15 protein-coding genes are annotated in these 12,704 nt (G+C 67.6%); 7 read left to right on the top strand and 8 right to left on the bottom strand.

From position 1 onward, the window contains the following. Positions 1–107: 107 nt before the first annotated feature. The 3 genes from LV780_RS13595 to LV780_RS13585 all read right to left on the bottom strand — a co-directional run bounded on the left by LV780_RS13595 (position 108) and on the right by LV780_RS13585 (position 3,403). Positions 108–1,622 (bottom strand): putative bifunctional diguanylate cyclase/phosphodiesterase, encoded by a 1,515-nt coding sequence (locus LV780_RS13595; RefSeq protein ID WP_108221980.1) that lies wholly within the window; start codon positions 1,620–1,622, stop codon positions 108–110. 73 nt (positions 1,623–1,695) lie between these two features. Continuing rightward, entirely contained in the window at positions 1,696–2,574 is an 879-nt protein-coding gene (ttcA, locus tag LV780_RS13590; RefSeq protein WP_101340241.1) for a tRNA 2-thiocytidine(32) synthetase TtcA, read from the bottom strand. A 463-nt stretch (positions 2,575–3,037) separates the two neighbouring features. Further along, the gene (locus LV780_RS13585) at positions 3,038–3,403 is read right to left on the bottom strand and encodes a hypothetical protein (RefSeq protein WP_108221978.1); all 366 of its coding nucleotides are present in this window, start codon (positions 3,401–3,403) and stop codon (positions 3,038–3,040) included. A gap of 200 nt (positions 3,404–3,603) precedes the next feature. Between LV780_RS13585 and LV780_RS13580 the strand changes: the two genes are divergently transcribed. The 4 genes from LV780_RS13580 (at position 3,604) to LV780_RS13565 (ending at position 5,397) form a co-directional block, all read left to right on the top strand. Next, entirely contained in the window at positions 3,604–3,894 is a 291-nt protein-coding gene (locus tag LV780_RS13580; RefSeq protein ID WP_011909819.1) for a hypothetical protein, read from the top strand. Continuing rightward, the gene (locus LV780_RS13575) at positions 3,866–4,570 is read left to right on the top strand and encodes a winged helix-turn-helix domain-containing protein (protein ID WP_011909820.1); all 705 of its coding nucleotides are present in this window, start codon (positions 3,866–3,868) and stop codon (positions 4,568–4,570) included. The genes LV780_RS13580 and LV780_RS13575 overlap by 29 nt, the downstream gene beginning before the upstream one ends. Positions 4,571–4,660: 90 nt before the next feature. Further along, positions 4,661–4,978: an antibiotic biosynthesis monooxygenase family protein gene (locus tag LV780_RS13570; RefSeq protein WP_011909821.1), complete on the top strand. Its 318-nt coding sequence runs from the start codon at positions 4,661–4,663 to the stop codon at positions 4,976–4,978. Positions 4,979–5,124: 146 nt separating this feature from the next. Further along, the gene (locus LV780_RS13565) at positions 5,125–5,397 is read left to right on the top strand and encodes a hypothetical protein (protein ID WP_011909822.1); all 273 of its coding nucleotides are present in this window, start codon (positions 5,125–5,127) and stop codon (positions 5,395–5,397) included. Between the two features lie 9 nt (positions 5,398–5,406). Here LV780_RS13565 and LV780_RS13560 read toward each other — a convergent pair whose 3' ends face one another. Continuing rightward, positions 5,407–6,135 (bottom strand): hypothetical protein, encoded by a 729-nt coding sequence (locus tag LV780_RS13560; protein WP_108221976.1) that lies wholly within the window; start codon positions 6,133–6,135, stop codon positions 5,407–5,409. A gap of 68 nt (positions 6,136–6,203) precedes the next feature. Beyond that, positions 6,204–8,384, bottom strand: coding sequence for an excinuclease ABC subunit UvrB (gene uvrB, locus LV780_RS13555; RefSeq protein WP_101340245.1), 2,181 nt, complete (start codon positions 8,382–8,384; stop codon positions 6,204–6,206). Positions 8,385–8,637: 253 nt separating this feature from the next. Between uvrB and LV780_RS13550 the strand changes: the two genes are divergently transcribed. Next, positions 8,638–8,949: an ETC complex I subunit gene (locus LV780_RS13550; RefSeq protein WP_011909825.1), complete on the top strand. Its 312-nt coding sequence runs from the start codon at positions 8,638–8,640 to the stop codon at positions 8,947–8,949. Positions 8,950–8,980: 31 nt separating this feature from the next. Here LV780_RS13550 and LV780_RS13545 read toward each other — a convergent pair whose 3' ends face one another. Continuing rightward, a complete protein-coding gene (locus LV780_RS13545; RefSeq protein ID WP_108221974.1) occupies positions 8,981–9,436 on the bottom strand; it encodes a DUF2214 domain-containing protein in 456 nt (151 codons plus the stop codon). After that, complete coding sequence (locus LV780_RS13540) at positions 9,436–9,813, bottom strand: DUF6152 family protein (protein WP_011909827.1); 378 nt, start codon at positions 9,811–9,813, stop codon at positions 9,436–9,438. The genes LV780_RS13545 and LV780_RS13540 overlap by 1 nt, the downstream gene beginning before the upstream one ends. Positions 9,814–10,018: 205 nt before the next feature. Between LV780_RS13540 and nspC the strand changes: the two genes are divergently transcribed. Both nspC and LV780_RS13530 read left to right on the top strand, forming a co-directional pair. After that, a complete protein-coding gene (gene nspC, locus LV780_RS13535) occupies positions 10,019–11,116 on the top strand; it encodes a carboxynorspermidine decarboxylase (protein WP_108221972.1) in 1,098 nt (365 codons plus the stop codon). 36 nt (positions 11,117–11,152) lie between these two features. Then, the gene (locus LV780_RS13530) at positions 11,153–12,391 is read left to right on the top strand and encodes a saccharopine dehydrogenase family protein (protein WP_108221970.1); all 1,239 of its coding nucleotides are present in this window, start codon (positions 11,153–11,155) and stop codon (positions 12,389–12,391) included. 122 nt (positions 12,392–12,513) lie between these two features. On the opposite strand, the gene LV780_RS13525 is transcribed toward LV780_RS13530, so the two are convergent. Beyond that, positions 12,514–12,693, bottom strand: coding sequence for a hypothetical protein (locus LV780_RS13525; RefSeq protein WP_101340250.1), 180 nt, complete (start codon positions 12,691–12,693; stop codon positions 12,514–12,516). Positions 12,694–12,704 lie beyond the last annotated feature (11 nt).

Genomic DNA, 12,704 nt, shown 5'->3' with positions numbered 1-12,704 from the left:
CAGGGGTGCGGTCGTTCAACAGAAGGGGGCTGCAAAGGTCAAGCAGTTTTCCCCTCCCGGCCGCGGTGGATCGCCTCGCCCCGGAGCGGCTGCGCGCAGCCGAAACCTCACGATCCGGCCCGCGCACCGGGACGGAATAGCTCCTTCCGGGCGGCCAGCCAGCCGGTTGCATCCGCGAGGGGCATGGGCCGCGCGATCCCGTAGCCCTGCAGATGGCCGCAGCCGAGGCGGGTGAGGGTGGCCAGTTCTCCGGGCGTTTCCACACCTTCGGCCAGCGTCTCCAGCCCGAGTTGCGAGGCCATGGAAATGATCGCGGCGAGCATGGTGCGCTGGTTGCTGTCGGAATCGGCCCGGGTCACGAAGCTTCGGTCGATCTTGAGCCGGCGGAGGGCGAAGCGGCGGATGGTGGTGATCGAGGCGTGTCCGGTTCCGAAATCGTCGAGATCGATGCCGCAGCCCAGGGCCGCGAGGCCCGCGATGTTGTGAACGACCACATCGCTCGCGCCCTCGGCCACCACGGTCTCGAGGATCTCGACCGACAGCCGGGACGGGAGCAGGTCGAATCGGTCGATCTCCCACTTCAGCCGCTCGACGAGCCGCGGATTGCGCAGTTCGGAGGCGGAGAAGTTCACGGCCACGCTCGGAACCCGCAGGTCGTCGCGGTCCCACTGGCGAAGCGCCGAGAAGGCCTGAAACAGCATGACCTCGCCCAGTCGCTCGGACAGGCCCGCCTCCTCGACGGCGGGAAGGAACTCGCCCGGCAGGATCAGTCCGCGCTCGGGGTGCTGCCAGCGCGCCAGCACCTCGAATCCGCCGATGCCGCCATCGACCGCGCGGATCTGGGGCTGGAACCAGGCCCGGATCTGTCCGCCGTCGAGCGCGGCTTCGAGCACCTCCCGAAAGGCGTCGCGGTCCGCGCGCTTGCGGGCCATTCCCGGTGCAAAGGCCCGCACGGCACCGGGGCCGTTGCGCACGGCTTCGTCGGCCGCAACCTGCGCGGCGTCGAGCAGCGCCTTGCCCGAAGCGGTCTCCGTCTGCCCGGGCAGGGAAAAGCCGATCGAGCAGGTCACATAGAGCCGCGATCCGTCGATGCTGATCGGCGCCGCCAGTGCCGACTGCAGCCGGCTTGCCAGCCGCACCAGCGACTCGAGATCCAGCCGCCGCACGGGATAGAGCGCGACGGCAAGCCCGCCGCCCTCGAGCCGGGCCACCACATCGCCTTCGCGAAGCGCGCTGCAGAGACGCTCGGCGCTGCGGGCGAGCATCTCGGACTGCACGGCGCGCCCATGACGGTCGAGGAGTTTCTCCATCCCGTCGAACTGCAGCACGAGGCAGGCTGTCGTCCGTCCGGTTGCGGCGCGTTCGCCCAGCACACGGTCGAGGGCGGCGACGACATGCGGACGCAGCGCCAGCCCCTCGCCCGTGGAGGGGCCGCGGTCGCGGAACGTGCCGCCTGCCGCGTAAAGAAGCGGCAGGCCAAGGGCCATGAGCACCAGGGACCGCTCGCCCCCCAGCCAGTAGGCCAGAAGCGTCAGGGCGGGGAGGAAGGCAAGAAGCTCGGGCCGGCGGAGCAGGTTTCCGATGCGGACGAACGCCGCGGACGATCCGCCCATGACCTGCATTTGCATTCCCCTTCCGTGGCAGCGGGCCGGAGGCCCCGACTGCGCACCATAGGAGACGAGTCTCAGCGGGAGGTTAATCCCCGCCCCGAAGCTGCGGCGGCTCCGCCCCGTTTCTGCCCGACGCCGTTCCCGTGGCGAGTCCTGCAAAGTCGAACAGGCCCGGATCGAGAAGATGCGAGGGACGCGCGTTCATCAGCGCGCGGAACATCACCTGCCGCCTGCCCGGCGAACGCGCCTCCCAGCCGTCGAGGATCTGCTTTACCTGCTGACGCTGCAGTCCGTCCTGCGAACCGCAGAGGTCGCAGGGGATGATTGGATAGTTCATCGAGCGGGCGAACCGCTCGCAATCGGCCTCGGCGACGAAGGCGAGCGGACGGTAGACGAACAGGTCGCCCTCTTCGTTGACCAGCTTCGGCGGCATCGTGGCCAGCCGCCCGCCGTGGAAGAGGTTCATGAAGAAGGTCTCGAGGATGTCGTCGCGGTGGTGGCCGAGCACAATGGCCGAGCAGCCTTCCTCGCGCGCGATGCGGTAGAGGTTGCCGCGCCGGAGCCGCGAGCAGAGCGAGCAATAGGTGCGTCCCTGCGGGATCTTGTCCACGACGATGGAATAGGTGTCCTGGTACTCGATGCGGTGGGGGATTCCCATTCGGGTGAGAAATTCTGGCAGAACCGTCGCCGGGAAGCCGGGCTGGCCCTGATCGAGGTTGCAGGCCAGCAGCTCCACCGGCAACAGCCCGCGCCACTTCAACTCGATGAGGGCGGCCAGGAGAGTGAAGCTGTCTTTCCCGCCGGACAGGCAAACGAGCCAGCGTGCATCCCGCCCATCCACCATGCCGTATTGGTCCAGGGCCTCGCGGACGTTGCGCACGATGCGTTTGCGCAACTTTCGGAATTCCGTGGTCTGTGGAGCGCCCTGGAGGATAGGATGGATGTCATCTAGCTCATCGGTCATAAGCGGCGCCTCATGGGATAGCATGGGTCATGAAAGGGTCATGTGCCATAGCTGCCACCGAACTGACAGTGGTCGCGTGGCCTGCCTTGCCCTGCTGTCGATCTGATGTGAGAGAAGCTCGGCGGGATACTTGACGTCTTACCCCCACAGAGCCGGATGCGACAGGTTCAGGGCGGACCGAGCCGTCTCTCTGGCCCATGCTCAAGCGCCAGCGGCCCCTCCGACGTGAGGTCAAGCACGCGTTCGAGGCCCGGATGGATGCCGCAGTCCACGACCGCGAGGTCGCTTGCGCTGATGTATCAACCGCTTCGCCGGTGTTCAGGCCGAACCAGGCGCGCTGCCCCGGGCAGGTCGGCCCTGCAGCCTGGGTCATCGAGTCAGGATCGTCTTGCTGCCCGACTGCACCGTCCTGAGGTGGGCTCCGGCAAGGGCGTCTCTGGTCGTACCTCGGGCGCGCGCGGTGTCATGATTCATGATAACCATGCCGGTAGAGGCAGCGGGCATCGTAGGCCGCCCGGCCATCGCGGCTTCGGAAGAGGCACGCTCCGGGCAGCTCCCATGCGGACGGCGGGCGCTGGATGCCCCGGACGCAGGGCATGCCGGGACGGCGGTCGTTGCCGCAGACCGGAGGCGGCGGATAGGGCCGTCCCCAACCGTCCGGCGCCCTGTGGCGGATCGGCGGCGCGGCAGGCAGGCCGAGGGGGCGGTCCACCACCACGACAGGCGTGCGGCCGGCTGGCTGCGCCTCGGAGCAGCCGGGCAGGAGGAGCACCGGCGCCACCAGCGCAAGGGCCACGAGGGGCGCGGATCGGGATCTGAGCGGGAACATGACATCCTCCTGAAGGCAACCGGCCTCCCGCCGGCGTCCCCAAGGCTGGGCACCGCGCCCCTTGCCGAGCAATAGCGGGCCCCTGTCAGGAGATGACCCGCCGCCTGATAGGCGATAACAAGAGCCGGGATCGGGCTCCGACATTGATTATCCCCGGCCCGCTCCCCATCATCGGGACCACGAGAAACCGGAGTCGCTCCATGAGACTTTCCGCCCTGCTGGCCGTGCTCGCGCTTGCCGGCGCGCTCGCCGCGCCAGCCGAGGCCGCCTGCTACGCCGACTACAAGGCAAAGCAGGATCGCCCACTCCGCCTTCATTACGGTGTGGCGCAGGTGCCCGACAGCGCCTGCAACCGCAAGGCCGCCACACGCGTTCTGAAGCCACGCCTCGAGCAGGCGGGCTGGACGCTCCTGAACGTTCTCTCGACGTTCGGGCCCGAGGGACTGGACGAAAGGAAAGCGAGTGCAGGACGCTACTTCCTCCGCTACTGACGCGCTGAAGGCCGGCAACCGGGTCGTGGCCGGCGGAATCGCGGCCATCGTCCTGATCCTGTCGGCTGCGGCGGTGTTCCTCTTCCTCAACCTGCCCGATGCCGACGCCTTCAACGCGCGGGTCGAGCGCCTGTTCGTCGAGGTGGATGCCCTGCGCTCGGGGCCCGAGATCCGGCTGCTGGAGATCATCGCCCAGTCGGGCACCACCTTCTCGGAGGTGCTGGCCAGCTACCGGATGGTGATCTTCGTACTGCTGGTCTTCTCGACCTCGCTGCTGGTGGCGGCGCTGGTCCTGCTTGTGACCATCGTCGCGCTGAACCGGCGTATGTCGGCGATCCAGCGGTCGGGCATCCAGGTGGCCTCGCTGATGATCTCGCGCGAGAGCCGGTCGGTCTATATCAACGACATGGAGTTCAGCCTGACCGAGGCCGCGATCGAGACGCTCTCGGTGCTGGCCGAGGCGCGGATGGACGATGACGTGCTGACCGGGGCGCAGATCGAGGCGATGATCTCGGGCAAGAGCGTGACCGACTGCGACGAAGCGGCGGGGGCGACGCGCGTCAAGCGGCTGCGCGACGCGCTTGGCAACCAGATGGTGAGCGAACTGCTGGTCAAGACGATCGCGCGGCGCGGCTACATGCTGGCCGTGGGCAAGGACGTGATCCGCATGGTCTGAGCCCTTGCCCGCCCGCTGCGGGGCCATTCGCCGCGCTTGTGGCGCATGGCGGGCGGGCATAGGCTTTCCGATGAGCAGAGGAGAGCGGACATGACCCAGATCGACCCGGCCTTCACCGGCCAGACCGTCATCACCACCTTCGAGATGACGCCCGGCACCTGCGCCGACCTGCTGGAAGAGCTGCAGGCGGCGCTGGAGGATTTCATCCGCCACCAGCCCGGCTTCATCTCGGCGAGCCTGCATGTGAACGATGCGCAGACGCGGGTGGCCAACTACTCGCAATGGCGCAGGCGCGAGGACTTCCAGGCGATGCTGCGGGCGCCCGAGATGCGGGAGCGCACCCGCCGCTTCGCCTCGCTCTGCCGCAGCTTCGAGCCCGTCATGTATGATGTCGTCGCGGCCTGCTGACGGGTCGGCGCGTCGTCGCTGACGTCTCCGGCGGGGCGTGACGGGCGCGCGTGCCAGCCGGATTCGGTTTCGGCGATCATTCTTGCGGACAGGCGGACCCCGCCTGCGGTCTTCCGCGTTTCCCAGCCGGATCAGGGGAGAAGATGATGGAAGAGTTCATGCAAGGGGTGGGCGTCGTGGGTCTCGTGGTGCTGGCGGTGGTCGGGCTTGCGGCGGGCTGGATCGCGAGCCAGGTGTCCGGCGGACGCCACCGCGGTCGCTACATGCTGATCGGGCTGGTGAGCGCGATTGCCGCGCCGCTTCTGCTCGTGGCGCTGGGAGTGACGGTGCTGGCGGCGTCGGGTCTCGTGGCGATGGTGGTGGCCGCGCTGATCGGCGCCGTGATCGTGCTCTTCCTCGCGAGGCTCCTGTTCGACTGAGGCAGCGGGTCAGAAGTCGAGCCAGATCCCGAGCTTGAGCGCCGGATCGGCGTGTCCGCTGACGGGCAGGATCACCCCGAGTTCCAGTTTCAGGGGCGTGCTCAGGTCATAGACCAGTGAGCTTGCGAGGCGGGCGTCGAACCCCGCTTCGCGCCCCTGCTCGAGCTGAAGCTGCTCGATCCACATGATCCGGTCGTGCGGCCTGAGGCCGAGCGTGATCTCGGCCTTGGCGCTGGTCTCGGGCATCAGGTAGCTGTAGGTCGCCACCGTCCGACCGTGCACCTGCTGCGAGAAGGTGACGTCGCGGGCGGTCACGACGGCGCGGGCTTCGGCGGCCAGCCAGCCGGGGCCGAAGCGGGTCGTGATCCCGCGCCCCCAGCCGCCACCGACCTGAACCAGCGGCGCGACATCGCCCGCGATGAGGCTTGCGCCGATGCCGGCCGAGGCCGCGATCCGGTGCGGCCCGCGCTCCCACGCCTTCTGCGCCCAGAGGATCAGCTTGCCGTCGCCCTGCGCCGAGCGTCCGGCGTCGAGGCCCAGCGTGATCCGCTCGGTAAGCCCATATTCGGCCCAGAGGCCCGTCCAGCTGTCCCGCGCCTCGTCCTGTTGTTGCGAGAGGGTGAGGAAGATGCCGCCCTTCTCGCGCGGCCAGGGGCCGGAGACGGCCGGCGCCACGCCCCAGAGGAACACCCCGGCAAATGCCACCAGCCCGGCAAGGCGCATGAGAGCGGTTCGCATGGATGACCCTCCGACGCGCTTAGCCTGCGCCCGGCGTGGTTAAGGGTCTCTTAAGGGCAACCCGGGCGTCAGCGCCCGCGGCGCTTGTTGCCGCCGCGTTGGCCGGCCCGCCCGGCGGTGCTGCGGCCCGAGCTTTTCACCGCGGCCTCGGCGGCGTCCTCCACCGCGCTCTGCCGCGCCAGCGGATCGTCGGCGACGGCCAGTTCCACCGCCTCGAGGCGCTTGATCTCGTCGCGCAGCCGCGCCGCCTCCTCGAACTCGAGGTTCTCGGCGGCCTTGCGCATCGCGGTGCGCAGCCCGTCGAGATGCGCCGCAAGGTTCGAGCCTACCATCGGCTTCTCGACCTTCGCCGTCACCCGGTTCATGTCGGTGTCGCCCTGCCAGAGGCCAGCCAGCACGTCCTCGACGTTCTTCTTCACCGTCTGCGGCGTGATGCCATGCGCCTCGTTGTAGGCGATCTGCTTCTCGCGCCGACGCTCGGTCTCGCGCAGGGCGCGCTCCATGCTGCCGGTGATCCGGTCGGCATACATGATCACCCGCCCGTCGGCGTTCCGCGCCGCCCGGCCGATGGTCTGGATCAGCGAGGTTTCCGAGCGCAGGAAGCCCTCCTTGTCGGCATCGAGGATCGCCACCAGCCCGCATTCGGGAATGTCGAGCCCCTCGCGCAGCAGGTTGATCCCCACCAGCACGTCGAAGGCGCCAAGCCGCAGGTCGCGCAGGATCTCGATCCGCTCGATCGTGTCGATGTCGGAATGCATGTAGCGCACCCGGATGCCCTGTTCGTGCAGATACTCGGTCAGATCCTCGGCCATGCGCTTGGTCAGCACCGTCACCAGCGTCCTGAGGCCCGCGGCCGCCACCTTGCGGATCTCGTCCAGGAGGTCGTCCACCTGCATCTCGACCGGGCGGATCTCGACCATCGGATCGAGAAGGCCCGTGGGGCGGATCACCTGCTCGGCAAAGACGCCTCCGGCCTGCTCCAGCTCCCACGCGGAGGGGGTGGCCGAGACGAAGACCGACTGAGGCCGCATCGCGTCCCATTCCTCGAACTTGAGGGGGCGGTTGTCCATGCAGGAGGGCAGGCGGAACCCGTGCTCGGCCAGTGTGAACTTGCGCCGGTAGTCGCCCCGATACATGCCGCCGATCTGCGGCACCGTCACATGGCTTTCATCAGCGAAGACGATGGCATTGTCGGGGATGAACTCGAACAGCGTCGGCGGCGGCTCGCCCGGAGCGCGGCCGGTCAGGTAGCGCGAATAGTTCTCGATCCCGTTGCAGACGCCGGTCGCTTCCAGCATCTCGATGTCGAAGTTGGTGCGCTGCTCCAGCCGCTGCGCTTCCAGCAGCTTGCCCTCGGCCACCAGCTGGTCGAGCCGCTGGCGCAGCTCCTTCTTGATGCCCTGCACGGCCTGCTGCATCGTCGGCCGCGGCGTGACGTAGTGCGAATTCGCGTAGATGCGGATCTGCTTGAAGCTGTCGGTCTTGGCGCCGGTCAGCGGATCGAACTCCACGACGCTCTCCAGCTCCTCGCCGAAGAACGAGAAGCGCCAGGCCCGGTCTTCCAGGTGGGCGGGCCAGACCTCGAGCGAATCGCCCCGCACGCGGAAGCTGCCGCGCTGGAAGCCCTGATCGTTGCGCCGGTATTGCTGCGCCACCAGTTCGGCGATCACCTGCCGCTGGTCGTAGCTCTGCCCCACCACCAGATCCTGCGTCATCGCCGAATAGGTCTCGACCGAGCCGATGCCGTAGATGCACGAGACCGAGGCCACGATGATCACGTCGTCGCGTTCCAGCAGCGCCCGGGTGGCCGAGTGGCGCATCCGGTCGATCTGCTCGTTGATCTGCGATTCCTTCTCGATATAGGTGTCCGACCGCGGGACATAGGCCTCGGGCTGGTAGTAGTCGTAGTAGGACACGAAATATTCCACGGCGTTGTCGGGGAAGAAGCCCTTGAACTCGCCGTAAAGCTGCGCCGCCAGCGTCTTGTTCGGAGCCAGGATGATGGCCGGGCGCTGGGTCTCTTCGATGATCTTGGCCATGGTGAAGGTCTTGCCGGTGCCCGTGGCCCCCAGCAGCACCTGGTTCTGCTCGCCCGCCCGCACGCCCGAGGCCAGCTCGGCGATGGCCGTCGGCTGATCGCCCGCGGGTTTGAACGGAGTCTTCATCTCGAAACGCCGCCCGCCCTCGAGCTTGGGGCGGGTCAGCACCTCCGGGCGGTGCATCGGCATGTTCATATTGTTGTGCGGCATGGTGATTCCCCTCGGCCGCCTAGATTTGATCCGTTTTTGTTCGCAAACAAGGGAGCTGAGGCTGCTTCTTTACCGGCGTTTAACCATTGGCGGCTAGAAGGAGGGGGCAAGCAGCAGAACGCTGTCGGTCGGTTGCACCACACACCCCACCCACCCCTCCGTGATCGATCGACAGCCGCTTGCAACGCGGTCTGGAGGTCTTGATCTGCGGCGGGAAAGCCGCCAATAACGGGGCATCTTGCACGGAGGCCCCATGCGCGCGCGTATCTATCAGCCTGCCCGAAACGCCATGCAGTCCGGGACCGGAAAGGCCAAGGGCTGGGTTCTGGTGTTCGAGAGCCGCGAGGCCCGCGACATTGACCCGCTGATGGGCTGGACCTCGTCGGCGGACACGCAGAATCAGGTGATGCTGCATTTCGACAGCCGCGAAGCCGCGCTGGACTATGCCAAGGCGCACCGGATCGAGGTCGAGGTGACGGAGTCCAAGCCGCGCCGGCCGAACATCCGCCCGCGTGGCTATGGCGAGAACTTCGCCACCGACCGTCGGGGCGCCTGGACGCATTGAGCCTGGGCGGCACCGCCTAGAGAAAGCCGATCTAGAGAAAGCCGATCCACCGCCCCGCCACGAGCGTCGAGAGCCACAGCGCAGCCGATGCAAGCGCCGCGGCGCGCGTGACGGGCGTGGCAGGGCCGCCGGCCACGAAGGTCCTCCAGCCGCGGCCCAGGTGCAGGGCGGCGACGTTCAGGACCGCCGCCGCGATCAGCGCGAGCTTGATCAGGAAGGCGCGGTTGCCGAGGTAGTTCGGCGGATCGACACTGAACAGCCAGAGGCCGGTGGTGAGCGCAACCGCAAGCCCCACGCCCGCGCTTCGCACGAGGAACGGCGCCACCTCTCCCGCGCGCCGTCCGGCAACGATCATCAGGTCGAGCGGCAGGATCGCCCCGACGAGCAGGGCAATCCCGAGGATGTGGGCGGCATTGACCAGCAGGTAGGCCGTGCCCGAGCCGCGGATCAGATCCGCACCGGGCCAGCCCGCCAAAAGCTGCAGCATCAGCCCTGCGGCTCGATCAGTTCCGGGTAAAAGTCATAGGGCGTGCCGTCGATCGTGATGCGGACGGCCTTCATCAGGTTCGTGCCGTCCTTGGCGCGATGCCCGAGGACATGCACCGCAACGCCGGGTTCCGCGGTCTCGGCGGTGAAGCCCGCACGCTGGGTCTGGTTCGGGTTGCCCAGCTCGATCTGCCAGAGGGCCCCGTCCGGGGCGAGGATCTCGATCTTGGGATGCGGCGGGTTCATCGAGACCGACTGCAGTTCGCCCGTCACCTGCGACTGCTGCTCTTCGGCCCAGTTCCAGCCGTGATGGGCGAGGGCGGCAGTGCCGACGAGCGCGGCGGCGGCAAGCGCCAGTCCGAGGCGGGGAAGGATCATCGCGGTTCTCCGTGCTGGTTCAAGTGCCAACGCACAAGGAGCGCTCTCGGGCGACCGCGCTCACGCCTTGTTGATCCGGCCCGGTTCGTCCGGCATTCGCGCCGGGAGCAGCCACCCGGCTGTCATCCTGGTGCTGCAAAACTCTTGCATCAGGGGGGGGGTGGCCCTATACGCCCCCGTTCTTCCTTCTCGCGCGGGGGGTCTCATGATCCAGACACCTTTCTACCTGATCGATTCCGCCAGCCTCAAGCGGAACATGGCGGTCATCGACCGGCTCCGCGAGGGATCGGGGGCCAAGGCGCTGCTCGCGCTCAAATGCTTCGCGACATGGCCCGCCTTCGACTACATGCGCGACCACATGGACGGGACGACCTCCTCGTCGCTCTACGAGCTGCGGCTCGGGCGCGAGAAGTTCGGCAAGGAGACCCATGCCTATTCGGTGGCCTGGCCCGATCACGAGATCGATGAGGCGGTGGGCTACGCCGACAAGATCATCTTCAACTCGGTGGGCCAGCTTCAGCGGTTCAGGGACCGCACCGGCGGGATCGCGCGCGGATTGCGGCTGAACCCCGGCCTCTCGACCTCGGGCTTCGATCTGGCCGACCCGGCGCGGCCCTTCTCGCGGCTGGGCGAATGGAGCGCCGAGAAGATCGAGGCGGTGCTGCCCGACATCTCGGGCGTGATGATCCATTACAACTGCGAGAATGCCGATTTCGACCTGTTCGACCGGCAGCTGGCCGAGATCGAGGGCCGCTTCGGCGCGATCCTCGACCGGCTCGACTGGGTGAGCCTTGGTGGCGGCATCCATTTCACCGGCGAGGGCTATCCGGTGGACCGGCTGGCCGCGCGGCTGAAGGCCTTTGCCGCGGCGCACGGGGTTCAGGTCTATCTCGAGCCCGGCGAGGCGGCAATCACCCGCTCGGCCACGCTCGAGGTGACGGTGCTCGACCTGCTTGACAACGGCAAGCAGCTGGCCATCGTGGACAGTTCGGTCGAGGCGCACATGCTGGACCTGCTGATCTACCGGCAGTCCGCAAAGGTTGAACCCGACGCGGGCGATCATAGCTACATGGTCTGTGGCAAGTCCTGCCTGGCCGGAGACATCTTCGGCGAGTTCCGCTTTGCCGAGCCGCTGAAAGTGGGCGACCGCCTCTCCATCGCGGATGCTGCGGGCTACACGATGGTGAAGAAGAACTGGTTCAACGGGGTGAAGATGCCCTCGATCGTGATCCGCGAGCCCGACGGATCGCTGCGCGTGGCGCGCGAGTTCGGCTATGGCGACTATGCCTCGAGCCTCGGCTGAGGCGCTTCCCTCTGTCCTTGAAGGAGACGGTTCGAAGTGAAGAAGAACGTGTTGATCATCGGTGCCGGCGGCGTCGCACAGGTGGTGGCGCACAAGTGCGCGCAGAACAACGACGTGCTGGGTGACCTGCACATCGCCTCGCGCACACTCTCGAAATGCGAGGCGATCATCGCTTCGGTGCACGAGAAGGGCGCGATGAAGGGGACGGGCCGGTTCGACGCCCATGCCGTCGATGCGATGGATACCGCCGCCGTGGCCGCCCTGATCCGCGAGACGGGCGCCGGGATCGTGATCAACGTGGGCTCGGCCTTCGTCAACATGCCGGTGCTCGAGGCCTGCCTCGAGACGGGCGCGGCCTACATGGACACGGCGATCCACGAGGATCCGGCGAAGATCTGCGAGACGCCGCCGTGGTATGGCAACTACGAGTGGAAGCGGCGCGAGCGTTGCGCCGAGGCGGGCGTCACCGCGATCCTCGGCGTGGGCTTCGATCCGGGCGTGGTCAATGCCTATGCGCGGCTGGCTGCGGACGAGTACCTCGACGAGGTCGCCTCGATCGACATCGTGGACATCAACGCGGGCAGCCACGGGCGCTGGTTCTCGACCAACTTCGATCCCGAGATCAACTTCCGCGAGTTCACGGGCACGGTCTATTCGTGGCAGGACGGGGCGTGGCAGGCGAACCGGATGTTCGAGGTCGGGCAGGAGTTCGACCTGCCCGTGGTGGGCCGGCAGAAGGCCTACATGACCGGCCACGATGAGGTGCACTCGCTGGCGGCCAACTATCCGCAGGCGGACGTGCGCTTCTGGATGGGCTTCTCGGATCACTACATCAACGTCTTCATGGTGCTGAAGAACCTCGGGCTTCTGTCCGAGCAGCCGGTGACGACGGCCGAGGGGCTCGAGGTGATCCCGCTCAAGGTGGTGAAGGCGGTCCTGCCCGATCCCTCGTCGCTGGCGCCCGACTACACCGGCAAGACCTGCATCGGCGACATCGTGAAGGGGACGAAGGACGGCCAGCCGGCCGAAGTCTTCATCTACAACGTGGCCGACCATGCCGAAGCCTATGCCGAGGTCGGGTCGCAGGGGATCTCCTACACCGCCGGCGTGCCGCCCGTCGCCGCGGCCATCCTCGTGGCCGAGGGGACATGGGATGTGAAGAAGATGGTCAATGTCGAGGAGCTGGACCCGAAACCGTTCCTCGCGCTTCTGAACCGGATGGGCCTGCCCACGCGGATCAAGGACGCCGCCGGGGATCGCGCGCTCGAGTTCTGAGGGCGCCAATCGCGCTCTTTCCAGACCCCGGCCGCAGGCGTGGCCGGGGTCCTTTCTTTTGAGCGTTTATCGGCCCCCCCCCGGGCTCGCCCGGGGGGCTGCCTTCTCCAGGCGGAGCCTTGTCAGCCTTTGGACTGCGGATCCTCCGGCGCCTGTCCGGGCTGTTTCTGCGAGCGATGCGGCCCCGCCTCGCCCGGATCCTCGCGATCCCGCCCGGTGGGGTCGATCTGCTGCTGGCGCTGGTCCACGCTGTTGCCCTCGCGGCGGCGATCGCCGGGTGCGGACTTGTCATTGTCGGTCATGGCATCCTCCT

It is taken from the genome of Cereibacter azotoformans (assembly GCF_021391315.1).
Lineage (GTDB): Bacteria > Pseudomonadota > Alphaproteobacteria > Rhodobacterales > Rhodobacteraceae > Cereibacter_A > Cereibacter_A azotoformans.
This window is presented reverse-complemented; position numbering and strand designations above follow the sequence as displayed.